The sequence below is a fragment of the Exiguobacterium sp. E17S genome (genome assembly GCF_057772545.1).
In genome coordinates this window covers 1,094,343-1,111,238 of sequence record NZ_JBYLRU010000001.1, presented here as the reverse complement: position 1 = coordinate 1,111,238, position 16,896 = coordinate 1,094,343, and the positions used below count along the sequence as shown (strand labels likewise).

The window sequence follows — 16,896 nt, the reverse complement described above, 5'->3', positions numbered from 1 at the left end:
ATGGTAGTAGGTGAATTCGCACAAGAAACAGATTTACTCGTAATCGGGGCTGGCCCTGGTGGTTACGTTGCTGCAATCCGCGGCGCGCAACTCGGTATGAAAGTAACAATCGTTGAACGTGAAAACGTCGGCGGTGTTTGCTTAAACGTTGGATGTATCCCATCAAAAGCCTTGATCACTGCAGGACATAACTTCCAGCATGCTAAAGGTGCAAGCGATATGGGGATCACTTCTGAGAATGCAACTGTCGATTTCTCGAAAGTTCAATCTTGGAAACAATCTGTCGTCAACAAATTAACTGGCGGCGTTAGTGGTCTTCTTAAAGGGAACAAAGTCGAGACTGTCGTTGGGGAAGCTTACTTCCAATCAGAAGATACAGTCCGTATCATCAACGAAGATTCTTCGACTCCTTACAAATTCAAGAAATGTATCATCGCGACAGGTTCGACTCCAATCGAACTTCCAGCTTTCAAATGGTCAAAACGCGTTCTTTCTTCAACAGGCGCATTGAACCTTCCTGAAATCCCGAAAAAACTCATCGTCATCGGTGGCGGATACATCGGGATGGAGCTTGGTACAGCGTATGCGAACTTCGATACAGAAGTCGTCATTCTTGAAGGTACAAAAGACATCCTTTCTGGTTTCGAGCCTGCTATGACGCAAGTCGTTAAGAAAAAGCTCAAACAAAAAGGTAACATCACAATCCACAACGAAGCACTTGCTCAAAGTGTGGAAGAGTCGGAAGATGGCGTTAAAGTAACATTCGAAGTCAACGGTGAAGCACAAACAGTTGAAGCGGACTACGTCCTCGTCACTGTCGGTCGTCGTCCGAACACTGGTGATCTTGGTCTTGAAATGGCAGAAGTCAAAGTCAGCGACCGTGGTCTTGTCGAAATCGACGATCAGTGCCGTACTTCAAACGAAAACATCTACGCAATCGGTGATATCGTTCCAGGACCACCACTTGCACACAAAGCTTCATTCGAAGCTAAAATCGCTGCTGAAGCAGCTGCAGGACACCCTGCATACCTCGACTACAGCGCGATTCCAGCGGTCGTCTTCACAGATCCAGAACTCGCTACAGTCGGTTACACGGAAGCACAAGCGAAAGAAGAAGGACTCGATTATATCGCGTCTAAATTCCCTTACGCTGCGAATGGTCGTGCACTTGCACTCAACGAGCCAGACGGCTTCTTGAAAATGATCACTCGTAAATCAGATGGTCTCTTGATCGGCGCGCAAATCGCTGGTACAGGCGCATCTGATATGATCGCTGAAATGGGACTCGCAATCGAGTCTGGTATGACAGCTGAAGATATCGCACTCACAATCCATGCACACCCATCACTCGGTGAAATCGCAATGGAAACTGCTGAAGTTGCAATCGGTAGCCCAATCCACATCATTAAATAATTTCGAAACACCTCATACACGGGGAGCCGACCGTGTATGAGGTGTTTTTTTGTTTGGTCTTGATACAAAAAAGGAAAAGAAAAAGTAAAAATCGGAGAGGGTGGACGCACATGGAATCCGTGACTACCTTAGAGGAGCTGTATTACGTATCGGAAATGGATAAGGTTCGTTTTGTCGGCTGGACGACTGCACTCGCCCGCTATGATTTTGCTGTCGTCTGTACGGGACAATTCTTCGGGAAAGTACTTGTCGTTAGTTTAACCGGTGGTCAGTCAGCGTTACTCGATCAACAGGATGTGTTGAATGGAGATGTCTTAATTCGTACATTTGCGATTGAACGAGAGGATGTCGAAGTAATCGGTGAAGCACTCGCAGCATTCATTCCTTGTTCACCAAACGATGAATACGCAGAATGAAATGACAAAAAAAGCAGTAATCCTCATTGAATAAGGATTACTGCTTTGTCTTGTTTTTACCGAATCGCATTCGATTGTTGAATGACTTTGATCGTCTCAAGTGAATGATCTTCAAGACCTTGAACCGGAAGACCGGCTTCGATGTTTTCTTTAATATAGGCAAGGTTGTCTGCCGTGATCATTTCGCCTGGGATGAAGATAGGAATACCAGGTGGATATACCATCATGAATTCAGCCGAAATCCGCCCGACCGCATCGACCAACGGAATCGTCTCTGTCTCTTCATAGAATGCATCACGAGGACTGAGAGCGAGCGCTGGGATGTCTGGAAGAACAATCGAATGATCAGTCGTCTCGGCGCCATTATTTTGATAACGTGCGACAAGTAACGACATCGCATGTAGAAAGGCATCAATCGTCTCTTCTGAGTCGCCAGACGTGATGATGACGAGAATGTTGTTCAGATCAGAAAGTTCAACTTCAATCCGATGTTCTTCACGTAAGAACTCTTCGACGAGGTGACCAGAAATGCCAAGCCCTTTGACGGAAACAAGCACTTTCGTTGGATCAAAGGCGAACGTCGCACTCGAATGAAGATCGGATTCACCGAAAACAGCGAGATAAGGAAGCTTTGCTAATCCAAAGCGCATCCGTGTCGCAAGTTCAAGTGCCCGACGATTCATTGCTTCACCGTTGATCGCAAGATGACGCCGAGCGCAGTCAAGAGAAGCGAGCAACAGGTAAGATGTCGATGTTGTCGTCAACATCGAGAGCACTGCTTGAACTTTATCTGGGGAGACAAGTCCGCGACGAACGTTCAGGACAGAGCTTCCTGTAAGTGAGCCACCGAGTTTATGCACGCTGGTTGCGGCAAGATCAGCTCCTGCTTGCATCGCTGACAGCGGCATATCTTCGTGGAAGGCGATATGGACGCCGTGTGCTTCGTCGACGAGTACCGGAATACCTTTACTATGGGAAAGCTTGACGATGCTCTCTAAGTCACCAGCAACGCCGAAATAGGTCGGGTTGATGACGAGAACTGCTTTTGTATCGGGATGAAGTGCAAGGGCACGTTCTACCGCGCTTGGTGTGATACCGTGTGCGATTCCGAATGTCTCATCGAATTCAGGGTGAATGAAAATCGGGTGCGCACCAGAAAGAACGATAGCTGACATCACCGATTTATGCACGTTCCGAGGAACGAGAATTTTATCATCAGGACCGACGACACTCATGATCATCGCCATGATGGCCGTTGACGTTCCTTGTACGGAAAAGAACGTTTCGTCGGCATGGAAGGCTTGAGCTGCCAATTGATGAGCTTCCTTAATGATTGCCTTGGGATGATGGAGATCATCAAGGGGAGCGATATTGATTAAATCGATATCGAGCGCATTCTGACCGATGAACGATCGAAAGGCTGGATCCATTCCTTGACCATTTTTATGACCGGGAATATGAAATTGAATTGGTTGACGTTTCGCATGCGCGAGTAGCGCATCGAATAAAGGTGTATCGAGCTGTGTTAAGCTTTTTGTTTGCACCAGATTTCCCCCCTTAAAACCGAATAAAAATACAATCAAACAAGCTAACTATAACAAGTTTTCGGACGGTTGCAACTGTTTTATGCTTCTTTTCCGTGTAAAATAGAAAAGTGCAGAAAGGAAGTGGGAATGATGGCATTGAATTATCCGCTCAATTCCGATTGGTCGACTGAAGAAATCGTGAAAGTCATCGACTTCTTTAATTTAGTCGAGCAAGCGTATGAGACAGGTGTTGAACGACAACGGTTGCTTGAAGCGTATCGTGAATTCAAGCAAATCGTCACCTCGAAATCCGAGGAAAAACAGTGGGATCAGTTTTATATGGAAGAGACCGGTTGCTCGAGTTATCGGACGATGCAACAAGCGAAACGTCAGGAAGAACCGATTGTTCGTATGAAGAAATAATTGGATCATGAAGATAAGACTCCTATGCGATCGCGTAGGAGTCTTATCTTTTAATCCGACTGGAAATGTGCGGGAAATGATCAACATTTGTTTAAAGTGGAAAGGAAGCGGCTATATACTACATACAAGACGTTGGTCTTACAAATATGTGAAACTGTATTTTTTAAAATTAGATGCTTTACATCTAAGTTGAATCGTACTATTATAGATTCAATCCACTAATAAGTCGCAATTGTCTGACAAATTAAACCTCTGTTTATCCCGCGAAGGAGTGTGGTTACTGTGAAACAAGTGATAGAAGCATACAAGAGAAAAGATGCAGAAAAACGCATTCCTGTATTGCGTCTCGAAATCGATTATGAGCTTGCTACATTACACGATGCGATGGTGGCAAGTGACGCAGAAGCTGTTGGCGCAAGTAAAGAGCGCCTCGAAAAATATCGTCAAGAGATGGTACGTCTTGAAGCTTGATTTCAACGTTCCGATCTCTACCTTATAATAAAATATCAACTCTTCAACCAGCGAACTGTTCGCTGGTTTTCTTTTTTTTGTTACTATAGAAGAAGCTGGAAACAACGATGAAGGAGTGAACTCAAATGCAGATTGAGTTGGATGCGATAGATTTGATCAAACGAGCGGGAAAGTACATTCGTGAAAAAATTGATGGTTCGTATCACGTCGAACAAAAAACCGGAAAAAGCGATTTAGTGACAGAGATTGATCAAGCCGTCGAGGATTTATTGATCCAAGGTATTTTAGATCGCTATCCGAATCATCATATTTATGGGGAAGAGGGACGAATCGCTCGACCTGATACACTCGAAGGCACGATCTGGTTCGTTGATCCGATCGATGGAACGATGAACTTCATTCGTCAAAAACGAATGTTTGCCATCTCATCGCGATCATGATAGATGGTGAGTTACGCTATGGTTTCGTCTACGATGTCATGGCGGACGAGTTGTTCCATGTCATCAAGGGGCATGGTGCTTATCAAAACGGCATACGACTACCACAAATCGAGGAGCGGAGTGTTAAAGAAGCAATCATCTGTATGAATGCGACCTGGGTGACACCGAATCGCCGGATCAATACGGATCGCCTTGCTCCGCTCGTGCGACACGCGGTAGGTGTACGAGCAATTGGTGCAGCATCACTTGAACTCGCATGGACAGCTGCAGGACGCGTTGATGGGTATATCACGATGCGTAATATGCCTTGGGATTACGCAGCCGGTCAGTTATTGATTGAAGAGGTCGGTGGGCGTGTCGGAACGATCACAGGTGAATCGATGTCATTTCTCGAACAAACGAGTGTGCTAGCAGGGAGCCAGACGTTCGTTGAAGATGTTTTGACATTCGTACAAACACAAGAGGATTGAAAAAAGGTTTCTTTCGTCTTGAACGAAAGGAACCTTTTTGCTCATGCTTGTTTTCGTAAACGTGCCTTTAAGACGAACCCAGCACCCATCGCAACAATCATCAAGATGACAGAGGCGATCGTCATCGGGACGTTTTGTTCCGCGATGAAGATGCCGATGGCTGCCATGGATCCTACGGCAAGCATGGCGAGTAATAAAAATAGCAGGCGCATGTTCTTTTCCCCCTCTACCCGTGAGTACGTTAACAGTGTAGCGTGAATGAAGGATAATGAAAAGGCTTTCGGAGTGATGTCGAATCTTAGTCATTGCCAATTAGGACTCTACCTGTGCTATACTCTTAAAGTTGACCGAAAGTATGATAAGATTTATTTAAATGAATAGAAAGAGGTACACACCTATGACAACATTAGTACGAAATGATTTACGCAACGTTGCGATCATCGCCCACGTTGACCATGGTAAAACAACATTAGTCGATGAGCTTTTAAAACAGTCTGGTACGTTCCGTACGAACGAACAAGTCGAAGAACGCGCAATGGACTCAAATGACATCGAGCGGGAACGTGGAATCACGATTCTTGCGAAAAACACTGCAATTGACTACAAGAACACACGCATCAACATCGTTGATACGCCAGGACACGCCGATTTCGGTGGAGAAGTTGAGCGGATCATGCGTATGGTTGATGGCGTCATCCTCGTCGTCGATGCACGTGAAGGCTGTATGCCACAAACACGTTTCGTTTTGAAAAAAGCACTCGAGCAAGGACTTCAACCAATCGTCGTCGTCAATAAAATCGACAAACCGATGGTCCGTCCTCTTGAAGTCGTCGACGAAGTCGTTGATCTCTTGATCGACCTCGGAGCTGACGAAGATCAACTCGAATTCCCAGTCGTTTATGCATCGGCAGTCAACGGCTCAAGTTCATTTGAACCTGAATTAGAGAAACAAGAAGATACAATCACAAACGTTCTTGATTTAATTCTTGAGCACACACCAGCGCCTGTCGATAACACAATGGAGCCGCTTCAGTTCCAAGTTACGATGCTTGACTATGATAACTACCTCGGACGGATCGGTGTCGGTCGTGTCTTCCGTGGAGAAATCAAAGTTGGTGATAGCGTTTCGCTTTCAAAACTTGATGGTTCAACGAAGAACTTCCGTGTTACGAAGTTGTTCGGTTACTTCGGTCTAAAACGTGTCGAAATCGAAACAGCAAAAGCTGGAGATTTGATTGCGATCGCTGGTATGGAAGATATCAACGTCGGTGAGACGGTTTGCCCGACTTCACACGTTGATCCACTCCCATTATTACGTATCGATGAGCCAACGCTTCAAATGACATTCATCGTCAACAACTCGCCATTCGCTGGTCGTGAAGGAGATCTCGTTACTTCACGTAAAATCGAAGAGCGTCTTGAAAAAGAACTCGAAACAGACGTTTCACTTCGCATCGAAAACACGGACTCACCGGACCGCTGGATCGTTTCTGGTCGTGGGGAACTTCACCTCGGGATTTTGATCGAAAACATGCGCCGTGAAGGATACGAAATTCAAGTATCGAAACCGCAAGTAATCATCAAAGAAGAAGAAGGCGTCAAAGTCGAGCCATTCGAACGCGTCGTCATCGATACACCAGAAGAGTACACAGGTTCTGTCATGGAATCGATCGGTCTCCGTAAAGGTGAATTGACGAACATGCAAACAATGGACAACGGTCAAACAAAGATGGAATTCATCGTTCCTTCACGTGGTTTGATCGGTTACCGTAACGAATTCCTTTCTGCTACACGCGGATACGGAATCATGAACCACACATTCGAAGAATACCGTCCGTTCATCCAAGCGGATATCGGTGGACGTCGTAGTGGTGTTATGGTCTCAATCGAAACAGGTAAAGCAACTGCTTACGCAATCTCAGCTCTTGAAGACCGCGGAACGATCTTCATCGAGCCTGGTATCGAAGTATACGAAGGTATGATCATCGGCGAATGTAACCGTGATGTCGATCTCGCTGTCAACGTCGTTAAAGCAAAACAATTAACGAACATGCGTGCATCTGCAAAAGACTCAACAAACGTTCTTAAACGTCCACGTGTCTTCTCACTTGAAGAGTCGTTGACATTCTTGAACGAAGATGAGTACTGTGAAATCACACCACAATCGGTTCGTCTCCGTAAACAAGTCTTGAACAAAAACGAACGTGAAAAGCAAGAAAAACGTCGTCGTCTAGGTAAAGATTAAGTCTTGAACGAATAGGGGGACTGGCAATGAATGCACAAGCTGCCGTTGCTTCTGATTTCTCGAAATACGATATTCCGTTCATCGCGAAACTTCTCGGTATTGGAAGTGATCCTAATAACATCGAAGCGGGATTTTATCCTTTAATGATTACCGTCGTCATCTTGACGCTTGTCGTCTTTAAGTTAGGATTTGCTAAGGAACTAGCATGGTGGAAATCACTGATCGTCTATCTCTTGCTCGCCGTCTTCTCGGCAGCATTGACGCTTGTCTTCTGGACATGGCCGATTCCTGAAGTACTCCTTGCGATGGTCTTCGTACTTGGTATTTATCGCTTCCGGATGTGGATGGTCAAGCGTGAACGTGAACGGACAGCTTCTTGACGGAAGCATGTCATGAATCAAAAGAACGAATCTCTTCGGAGGTTCGTTCTTTTTTTTTGAGCCAATTCAGATGCATGATTTAAAGCGTAGCGGGAACTAGAATACTAAAAGGGGGAGAAAACATTGAAGATCAAGTATGTCATATCACCCCTCCTGTTAGCGGGTGTTCTGATGGGCTGTACACAAACATCAGAAGAATCGTCAACAGAGGAAACGAATCAGACGACACAAGAAAACAACCAACAGGATTCAAGTGATCAAGAAGCAACGCAATCATCTCAAGCGCAAGAAGACGTCGTATTTAAAGAGCTAAACGCTCCGTGGAATATTGTCCGAGAAGGAGAGGTATTTTACATCACGGAACGAGAAGGAACGATTGTCAAAGGAAAACAAGGTGACTATGAACGGATGCGCCTTCAGCTGAAAGAGGATGTTCTCGCTGAAGGAGAAGGTGGATTGCTTGGGATGGTACTTGATCCTGATTTTAAGGACAATCAGACGGCATACGTCTACCATACGTACGCTAAACAAGGGCAAGCGACGAATCGCGTCATCGCGATAAAAGAAGAGGGTGATCAGTGGACGGAAGAACGTGTCTTACTCGATGATATTCCCGGAGCGACGATTCATAACGGGGGACGACTGGAGTGGGGACCTGAGGGCGCACTCTACGTCACAGCAGGAGACGCAGCGAATCCCGAACTGGCACAAGACATTGATTCGTTGGCAGGAAAGATTTTACGTATCACACCGGAAGGGGAACCGTTCGAGGGGAATCAAAAGGGATACGTCTACAGTCTCGGTCACCGGAATCCACAAGGACTTGTTTTCGTCGATGATCAACTGTATGCAAGTGAACATGGGCAAAGTGGGCACGATGAAATCAACCGAATCGAACAAAAGAATTATGGATGGCCGACGATTGAAGGGAAAGAACAAGCAGATGGACTGGTGACGCCGTGGTATGAAGTAGGAGAACAATCTGTTGCACCAAGTGGAGTTGCAACGGCAGAGAATACACTTTATTTTGCAACACTTGTCGGACAACGATTACAAACCATCGATCTAGAGACGAAGCAAGTCAAGACGATCGTCGAAAACCAAGGTCGGATTCGAGATGTCTGGATTGACGAGACATCAATTTACTATATTACAAATAATACGGACGGAAGAGGGAATCCATCGGCAGATGATGATCGACTCGTTCGAATCAATCGATGAACAACAAAAGGTCTGTCAGGGAATTTCCCCGCAGACCTTTTGTTTACCAGTGTTTTCGTTTCGTTTCCCAAGTCGGGTATAAATGAAATTGTCCAGAAGCGTGGCGTTCAAGTGTCCGTTCTTCTACGCGTGATCGACACTCATCACAAATGTGGACACGAACAGGTTTATTGCGTAATCGCTTCGCCGTGAAGGACCAATCATCAATCGTTTCACGCTTATCGCAAATCGTACATTTCACTCGCATGCCAGGTCCTCCCTTTTTTTCTTAGTATATCATATTAGAAGATTATTCAGATGTAAAAAAGGGAAACGAGAAGTATATATCGAAATATCATCACTAAGTCGTAGAGGGGGTGATGTCATGGCAAATAAAGTTGAACAACAGCTCAACTCAGGTCAACTAGAAGCACTATCGCAATTACCACTCGTTTTTTTGATTACGCATGATCAATCCAAACATTGGCCCATCACACATGCAATCAGTTGGGTACATGCGACGGATTCGCAAACGGTTCGATTTACAATCGAAGCAGATTCTCATCTCGTTAAAACATTACGAGAACATCCGGTCTTCACATTGATCTTTTTTGCAGATCAGTCGACGTACAGCTTAACGTGTACGGACGTCAAGGCGTTTACGCCGCAAGAAGACCTTCCGTTGCCACTCGCTTTTTATGAGGGACGCGTTGAGGAGGTGCGTGACATCTTGTTTTACGGAGCAGCTGTCACACAACGACCAATTATCGAAAAAACATACGATGAACAGGCAGCCGAACGGTTGGATCAACTCGTTCATCGCATCCTAAAAGCGTAACATTCATCACAAACTCGACTCTAAAGGGGCGAACGATGGAATGAAAAAAATATACGTACTTGATACTAATGTCATGCTTCACGATCCACTTTCTCTATTCCAATTCCAGGAGCACGACGTCGTCATACCAGCGATCGTACTAGAAGAACTAGATGGAAAAAAACGCAACATGGATGAGGTTGGACGTAATGCACGAGAAACAGCTCGCATTTTAGACCAATTACGAGAAACGGGTCAGCTTCATGCGGGAGTGCCACTCGGAAACGGCGGTATTCTTCGCGTCGATATCGGGGACTCCATTCATGAAGGTTCGCCGTTTACGCATGAATCAAACGATAATAAGATCATTGAACTGGCGTGGTCGATTCATCAGGAACAACAAACCGAAGCGACCCCACGAGATGTCATTCTCGTCTCAAAAGATATCTTAGTCCGCGTCAAAGCGGATGCGTATGGATTAGTCGCTGAAGACTATATGACGGATCACATCGCTGATTTGACCGGTCTTTATACAGGATTCATCGAAGTGACCGTCGATCAGGAATATATTGATGCCTTCTATCAGGACAAACGGCTTTCAGTGGATGTCTTGCCAGAAAAAGTGCAACCGAATGAGTTCGTCATCTTAAAAAGTAACATGTCGAAAGCTTCAGCCATCGCCGTCGTTGATCAGAACCTGCCAATCATTCGGGCGCTTTCGATCGATGTCGACCAAGTCTGGGGCGTCATTCCACGAAACGTTCAACAACGGATGGCATTTGAGTTATTATTACGTGACGATGTACCACTTGTGACACTCGTTGGTAAGGCAGGTACCGGAAAAACGTTACTTGCACTCGCTGCGGGTCTCCTGCAAGTGGAAGACGAGCATAAATATAAAAAACTGGTCGTTGCTCGTCCTGTCGTACCGATGGGAAACGATATCGGTTACTTGCCGGGTGAAATGGAAGAGAAGCTTCGTCCGTGGATGCAACCTATCTACGATAACCTCGAACACCTTTTCAATACGGGATCGGGAGACGAACTAGGTAACATTCTCGCCGGAATGAAGACGATTCAACTGGAAGCATTAACGTACATCCGGGGACGTAGTATGCCGGGGCAGTTCATCATCATCGATGAAGCGCAGAATTTGACGAAACATGAAGTCAAGACGATTTTGACACGTGTCGGTGAAAACTCGAAAATCGTGTTAGTCGGGGATCCACAGCAGATTGATCATCCGTATCTAGATGAGTATTCCAATGGTCTATCTTACGCCGTAGAACGACTCAAAAATGAGAAGATGACGGGACACGTCAAACTCGTCAAAGGGGAGCGCTCGAACTTGGCACGCCTCGCAGCCGATTTACTATGAAAAAACGTGGTGCGTCTATTCAGGCGCACCACGTTTTCCTTATATGACGGTAACCGTATGAACGGATTTGACGATCTGTTGTCCGTGTAACAGATGAACGGGTCCATCTGCTAACACTTTGCCGTCTTGTGAGAACTGCAGATACACTTCGTCGAGTTGCTCAAGTGGAAGTTCGACCGTTTCTTCGCCTTCGAAACGAATGGCGATCGCATCCGGTAAAAGCTCGGCATTCCGGATGAACGGTGCAAGCGCCATTGCGAATGACCCTTGAAGCGCGGCTTCTTTTTCAGCACGTGTCATCGGACGATTGTGATCCGTACGACTGCCTTCCATGATGCCTTTATCCCACGCAGCCCCCATTTTCGCGTAGTACGCTTCTTGTTCACTTGTGTCGGCTGGTTGCCCGATTTTCTCGATTGCTACCTTTCGTTCATCAAAGATCCAGACTGTCGGATCAATCGTTAACTGATGCCGTACTTTACCGTTAATCGGAAAAATCATTTGTTCTACCCCCTAAATGTGTAAGTCCAACAAATCCATTATACCGAAACGTTGAATTGTTGGCGAAAGTAAGGTAAAGTTTAGCTATAACAGGAACGCGTCATTTGATGAGGAGGGATTGGATTGTCAACTGAAATCGAGACAGTTCATCGCCAGCGCGCTCTTGAGCTACTAGAAGCGGATGCACAAAAAATCCGCCGGTTGATCGAGGTCCAGCTTGCGAATTTAACGATGCCACAATGTCCTCTTTACGAGGAAGTATTGGATACACAAATGTTCGGATTATCCCGTCAAATTGATTTTGCGGTACGTCTTGAACTGATTGATGCGGGTGAGGGGAAACAATTACTCGAATCACTTGAACAGCAATTATCTGATTTACATGATGCGGAGACGTGCTGATTTTCTACTCAAACGTGAAATGCGGCGTTTGGGTATTTTTTTTTAGAAAATGAAAAAAGGACGTGTACATATGTTAGCGAAGTTTAAAGAAAAACGAGCATTTTTTGACTATGGTCTCTTCTTTACGATGCTCATCCTCATGGCGATCAGTACGGTCATGGTCTATAGTGCGAGCGTGTGGAACGGTGGAGATTATGCGAATACGTCCTTCTTTGAGAAGCAGTTGATGTTTGATGCGATGGCGATCGTGCTGTTCCTTTTCGTTTCACAAATCAATCATGAGGTGTTCCGTGGACCAGTGATTCGTTTACTCTTGTACGCGATTACATGGTTGATGTTGATGGCGACGCTGTTTTCGGCACCACTAAACGGGGCTCGCGCATGGTTGAACTTCGGTATCTTCTTGATTCAACCAATCGAGCTTTGTAAATTCGTGCTCGTCGTCGGACTTGCGAGTTATTTTGATCAAAAGCACAAAGGGAAAATGGACGGCGTGATTGGGATCGTCCATCACTTCATCCATCGTCAAATTCCAGCGACGTCTCCAGGAAGACGGATTTTACTTAGTTTCTCGGACTGGATCTTGATTCCGATGGTTGTATTACTTGCACCTTACGCGATCATCATTCGCATGCAACCAGATGACGGCGGATTGTTCATTCTGTTACTCATCACGGCGATGATTTTATTCGCAGTTGGATTACCGAGTGGTTACATCATGTTATGTGTCGTCACCGTACCAATCATCTTCTTGTACGCATGGAATAATTTTTCGGATAATCAGATGCAACGGATTCAAGCAAGTTTGAATCCCTTCCTTGACGCAGAAGGGAAGGGGTATCAGCTCATCAACTCCGTCATATCGATTGCCCACGGGGGATTATTCGGAGTAGGTCTCGGGAATAGTTTTCAAAAGTATGGCTATCTACCAGAGCCTGAAACCGACTACATCATGTCGATCATCTCGGAGGAACTCGGGTTCATCGGGGTTCTTGTCGTACTCGGTCTATTGTTCTATCTGATGATTCAAGGGGCGGTCATCGCTAATCGGTGTGTCTCGCTTTACTCGAGCATGCTCGCTCTCGGGATATCCGGTATCATCTTCATCCAGACATGTATCAATATCGCGGCCATGTCCGGTCTGTTTCCAGGTACAGGTGTTACCTTGCCATTCATCAGTTACGGTGGGTCATCGTTACTCGTCATGAGTACGATGCTTGGTGTAATGGCAAACATTTCCATGCAAAACAAATATCGAGTGGCTTATCAGAAAGAAGTGCGGACTGCACGTTCGATGAGTGCCACGAGCTCATTAACTAAAGGGGGAGCATCAGTTGACTAAAATCCAGAAGATTCTCGTAGCAAACCGCGGGGAGATCGCGATTCGCGTTTTCCGTGCAGCGACAGAACTCGGTATTCGTACCGTTGCCATTTATTCGCGAGAGGATATGGGTTCTCTTCATCGCTATAAAGCCGATGAAGCGTACCGGATCGGAGAAGGGAAAAAACCGATCGAAGCTTATCTCGATATTGAAGATATCATTGCAACAGCGAAAAAAGCCGAATGTGATGCGATCCATCCTGGTTATGGATTCCTCTCTGAGAATATTGAGCTAGCCAAACGTTGCCGTGAAGAGGGAATCATCTTCATCGGACCGCAAGAAGAGCATCTGTATAAGTTCGGGGATAAAGTACGGGCACGGACGACAGCGATTGAAGCCGGTCTTCCTGTCATTCCGGGAACGGATGGTCCGATCTCATCCATTGATGAAGCGTATGCGTTCGCAAAGGAAGCAGGCTATCCACTCATGGTCAAAGCATCGCTTGGTGGCGGTGGACGTGGTATGCGTGTCGTCCGGACAGAAGAAGAGCTTCCAGACATGATCGAACGTGCGAAATCTGAAGCCTTGAAAGCATTTGGTTCGGATGAGATTTACGTCGAAAAATTAATCGAACGACCAAAACATATTGAAGTTCAAATCATCGGTGACGCCCATGGGAACATCATTCATTTGTTTGAACGTGATTGTTCCGTACAGCGTCGTCACCAAAAAGTCGTCGAAGTGGCACCTTGTGTGACGCTTTCAGACGAAGGTCGACAAAAGATTTGTGACGCAGCCGTCACATTGATGAAGCATGTCGGATACGAAAATGCGGGTACGGTCGAATTTCTCGTGACACAAGATGAATCGTTCTATTTCATCGAGGTCAACCCACGTGTTCAAGTCGAGCACACGATTACGGAGATGATTACAGGCGTTGATATCGTCCAGACACAGATCCGTGTTGCTGAAGGCGAATCGTTACATAGCGACCTCGTTGGTATTCCGCAACAAGAAGACATTAAGATGCTTGGTTTTGCGATCCAAAGCCGAATCACGTCAGAAGATCCGGAAAACGGTTTCTTACCGGATACAGGGAAAATTAAAGCCTATCGTTCACCAGGCGGTTTTGGTGTACGTCTCGATGGTGGGAATGCTTATGTTGGAGCGGAAATCTCACCATATTATGACTCACTGCTCGTTAAAATCTCGACGCATGGTTTGACATACGATCAAGCCGTTGCGAAGATGCGTCGAAACTTAAGTGAATTCCGAATCCGTGGGATCAAGACGAATATCCCATTCTTAAGCAACGTCTTGAAGCACCATGCGTTCGTGAGCGGGGATTACAATACATCGTTCATTGATGATACACAAGAATTATTCATCTTCCCGAAACGTCAAGACCGGGGAACGAAACTTTTGACGTACATCGGAGAGGTTTCCGTCAATGGATTCCCGGGAATCGGAAAATTGGACAAGCCGCTTGCGCGTGACGTCCGGATTCCGAAAAATCTCCCGACAGACTATACACCAGGTGCAAAAGCGATTCTCGATGCGGAAGGTCCAGAAGCCGTCGCAAAATGGTTGGCAGCTCAGGAGAACGTTTTGTTGACAGATACGACATTCCGTGATGCCCATCAGTCGCTCCTTGCGACGCGGATGCGGACGAAGGATCTCGTTGCGATTGCAGAGGCGGAAGCGAAACTGCTCCCTGAACTGTTTTCGGTCGAAGCATGGGGAGGCGCGACGTTTGATGTCGCGTATCGATTCTTGTCGGAGGATCCATGGGTTCGTCTGATGAAATTACGTGAAAAGATGCCGAACGTCCTCATTCAAATGTTGCTTCGTGGTGCGAACGGCGTTGGTTACAAAAACTATCCGGACAACGTCATTCACACGTTCGTCAAGGAAGCGGCGCAGGCAGGAGTCGACGTCTTCCGAATCTTCGATAGCTTGAATAACCCGGAGTCGATTCAACTTGCCATCGATGCGGTCTTGCCGACAGGTAAAATCGCGGAAGCAGCTGTCTGTTACACAGGGGATTTATTCGATGCGAATCGACCGAAATATCACCTGCCGTATTACGTCAATCTGGCGAAACAACTGGAAGAAAGCGGCGCTCATATCATTGCCATCAAGGATATGGCGGGTCTCTTGAAACCGGAGGCAGCCTACGCACTCGTATCAGCACTTAAAGATGCGGTATCGCTACCGATCCATCTCCACACACACGATGCGAGTGGGAACGGGATTTATACGTATGCGCGTGCGATTGATGCAGGTGTCGACGTCGTAGACGTCGCGGCATCAAGCATGTCGGGACTGACGAGTCAGCCAGCGGGTGGTAGCTTGATTCATGCCTTAAGTGGTCATCCACGTCAACCGCTCGTATCAGCACAGAAGTTTGAACAGATTTCGGATTATTGGCAGGACGTGCGTCATCTGTATCAAGCATTCGAACTCGATATGATCGCACCGAATCCAACGGTCTACGACCATGAGATGCCGGGCGGACAGTATTCGAACTTACAGCAACAAGCAAAAGCGGTTGGACTTGCGGATCGTTGGTCTGAAGTCAAAGAGATGTATGCGCGTGTCAATATGCTGTTTGGCGATATCGTCAAAGTCACACCATCGTCAAAAGTCGTCGGAGACATGGCACTCTTCATGGTTCAACATCATCTGACAGAAGAGGATGTCTTGCACCGTGCAAGTGGACTTGATTTCCCGGATTCAGTCGTCGAACTGATGAAAGGGGAGCTCGGAACACCACCGGATGGTTTCCCGCAAGACGTTCAACAGGCTATTCTCAAGGGAGCTGCTCCGCTGACAGAACGTCCAGGTAAGATGATGGAACCACTCAATTTTGATGCGATCAAACATGAGTTGTTCGAAAAACTTGAACGTCCCGTTACAGAATTTGATGCACTCGCTTACGCGCTCTATCCAAAAGTCTTCATGGACTACAGTTCGTATGTCGCGCGATATGGCGATATCTCTGTTCTTGATACGAATACGTTCTTCCATGGAATGCGTCTAGGTGAGACGATCGAGGTTGAAATCGAACGAGGCAAGACACTCTACCTCAAGTTGATTCAAATCGGTCAGCCAGACGATCATGGTATGCGGACGATCTATTATGAGATGAACGGTGTTCCTCGTGAAGTCGAAGTCAAAGACATCAGTATTAAGGAAAGTTCATCAAGTCGTCCAAAAGCAGATCGAAGCAATGCGAAACAAATCGGTGCCTCCATGCCGGGTAGCGTGCTGAAGGTACTCGTCGAGACGGGTACACGTGTCCGTAAAGGAGAGCAACTCCTCGTCACGGAAGCGATGAAGATGGAAACGACGATCCAAGCACCGGAAGACGGTGAAATCAAAGCCGTCCACGTCAAAGAAGGCGAAGCTATCGCGAGTCAAGACTTACTGATTGAATTCGTATAAGGTCACAACGAAAAACAGGCGCACGCTCGGCGGGCTGCCTGTTTT

General features: G+C 46.4%; 16 protein-coding genes and 1 pseudogene. 13 read left to right on the top strand and 4 right to left on the bottom strand.

What is annotated here, in order from left to right:
- Both lpdA and AC3B4V_RS05830 read left to right on the top strand, forming a co-directional pair.
- Positions 1–1,413: a dihydrolipoyl dehydrogenase gene (gene lpdA / locus AC3B4V_RS05835; protein WP_064299598.1), complete on the top strand. Its 1,413-nt coding sequence runs from the start codon at positions 1–3 to the stop codon at positions 1,411–1,413.
- Between the two features lie 110 nt (positions 1,414–1,523).
- A complete protein-coding gene (locus AC3B4V_RS05830) occupies positions 1,524–1,829 on the top strand; it encodes an SAV0927 family protein (protein ID WP_023468848.1) in 306 nt (101 codons plus the stop codon).
- Positions 1,830–1,885: 56 nt separating this feature from the next.
- Here the strand turns inward: AC3B4V_RS05830 and AC3B4V_RS05825 are convergent, their stop codons facing one another.
- On the bottom strand, positions 1,886–3,373 hold the full coding sequence (locus tag AC3B4V_RS05825; RefSeq protein ID WP_035406702.1) for an aminotransferase class I/II-fold pyridoxal phosphate-dependent enzyme: 1,488 nt from the start codon (positions 3,371–3,373) through the stop codon (positions 1,886–1,888).
- Between the two features lie 132 nt (positions 3,374–3,505).
- On the opposite strand from AC3B4V_RS05825, the gene AC3B4V_RS05820 reads away from it, so the two are divergent.
- The 3 genes and pseudogenes from AC3B4V_RS05820 (at position 3,506) to AC3B4V_RS05810 (ending at position 5,159) form a co-directional block, all read left to right on the top strand.
- Complete coding sequence (locus tag AC3B4V_RS05820; RefSeq protein ID WP_023468846.1) at positions 3,506–3,778, top strand: UPF0223 family protein; 273 nt, start codon at positions 3,506–3,508, stop codon at positions 3,776–3,778.
- Positions 3,779–4,060: 282 nt separating this feature from the next.
- Positions 4,061–4,249 (top strand): hypothetical protein, encoded by a 189-nt coding sequence (locus AC3B4V_RS05815; RefSeq protein WP_023468845.1) that lies wholly within the window; start codon positions 4,061–4,063, stop codon positions 4,247–4,249.
- Positions 4,250–4,374: 125 nt separating this feature from the next.
- Positions 4,375–5,159, top strand: a pseudogene (locus AC3B4V_RS05810) (inositol monophosphatase family protein).
- Positions 5,160–5,200: 41 nt separating this feature from the next.
- Here the strand turns inward: AC3B4V_RS05810 and AC3B4V_RS05805 are convergent.
- Entirely contained in the window at positions 5,201–5,371 is a 171-nt protein-coding gene (locus AC3B4V_RS05805) for a DUF5325 family protein (RefSeq protein WP_023468843.1), read from the bottom strand.
- A 185-nt stretch (positions 5,372–5,556) separates the two neighbouring features.
- Here AC3B4V_RS05805 and typA point away from each other — a divergent pair, with 185 nt between their 5' ends.
- The 3 genes from typA to AC3B4V_RS05790 all read left to right on the top strand — a co-directional run bounded on the left by typA (position 5,557) and on the right by AC3B4V_RS05790 (position 9,005).
- Positions 5,557–7,404, top strand: a complete 1,848-nt coding sequence (typA, locus tag AC3B4V_RS05800; RefSeq protein WP_023468842.1) for a translational GTPase TypA — start codon at positions 5,557–5,559, stop codon at positions 7,402–7,404.
- Between the two features lie 26 nt (positions 7,405–7,430).
- A complete protein-coding gene (locus AC3B4V_RS05795) occupies positions 7,431–7,784 on the top strand; it encodes a YlaH-like family protein (RefSeq protein ID WP_023468841.1) in 354 nt (117 codons plus the stop codon).
- A 123-nt stretch (positions 7,785–7,907) separates the two neighbouring features.
- Complete coding sequence (locus AC3B4V_RS05790) at positions 7,908–9,005, top strand: PQQ-dependent sugar dehydrogenase (protein ID WP_488377965.1); 1,098 nt, start codon at positions 7,908–7,910, stop codon at positions 9,003–9,005.
- A gap of 43 nt (positions 9,006–9,048) precedes the next feature.
- On the opposite strand, the gene AC3B4V_RS05785 is transcribed toward AC3B4V_RS05790, so the two are convergent.
- On the bottom strand, positions 9,049–9,252 hold the full coding sequence (locus AC3B4V_RS05785) for a YlaI family protein (RefSeq protein WP_029342171.1): 204 nt from the start codon (positions 9,250–9,252) through the stop codon (positions 9,049–9,051).
- Between the two features lie 117 nt (positions 9,253–9,369).
- On the opposite strand from AC3B4V_RS05785, the gene AC3B4V_RS05780 reads away from it, so the two are divergent.
- On the top strand, positions 9,370–9,822 hold the full coding sequence (locus tag AC3B4V_RS05780; protein ID WP_195864718.1) for a PNPOx family protein: 453 nt from the start codon (positions 9,370–9,372) through the stop codon (positions 9,820–9,822).
- A gap of 40 nt (positions 9,823–9,862) precedes the next feature.
- Positions 9,863–11,179, top strand: a complete 1,317-nt coding sequence (locus tag AC3B4V_RS05775) for a PhoH family protein (RefSeq protein ID WP_023468837.1) — start codon at positions 9,863–9,865, stop codon at positions 11,177–11,179.
- A gap of 39 nt (positions 11,180–11,218) precedes the next feature.
- On the opposite strand, the gene AC3B4V_RS05770 is transcribed toward AC3B4V_RS05775, so the two are convergent.
- On the bottom strand, positions 11,219–11,680 hold the full coding sequence (locus AC3B4V_RS05770) for a hypothetical protein (protein WP_064299602.1): 462 nt from the start codon (positions 11,678–11,680) through the stop codon (positions 11,219–11,221).
- A gap of 123 nt (positions 11,681–11,803) precedes the next feature.
- Between AC3B4V_RS05770 and AC3B4V_RS05765 the strand changes: the two genes are divergently transcribed.
- The 3 genes from AC3B4V_RS05765 to AC3B4V_RS05755 all read left to right on the top strand — a co-directional run bounded on the left by AC3B4V_RS05765 (position 11,804) and on the right by AC3B4V_RS05755 (position 16,851).
- Positions 11,804–12,082 (top strand): Fpa/YlaN family protein, encoded by a 279-nt coding sequence (locus AC3B4V_RS05765; RefSeq protein WP_023468835.1) that lies wholly within the window; start codon positions 11,804–11,806, stop codon positions 12,080–12,082.
- A gap of 70 nt (positions 12,083–12,152) precedes the next feature.
- The gene (locus AC3B4V_RS05760) at positions 12,153–13,424 is read left to right on the top strand and encodes an FtsW/RodA/SpoVE family cell cycle protein (RefSeq protein WP_223040602.1); all 1,272 of its coding nucleotides are present in this window, start codon (positions 12,153–12,155) and stop codon (positions 13,422–13,424) included.
- Positions 13,417–16,851 (top strand): pyruvate carboxylase, encoded by a 3,435-nt coding sequence (locus AC3B4V_RS05755; protein WP_035396703.1) that lies wholly within the window; start codon positions 13,417–13,419, stop codon positions 16,849–16,851. Before AC3B4V_RS05760 ends, AC3B4V_RS05755 begins: the two co-directional genes overlap by 8 nt.
- Positions 16,852–16,896 lie beyond the last annotated feature (45 nt).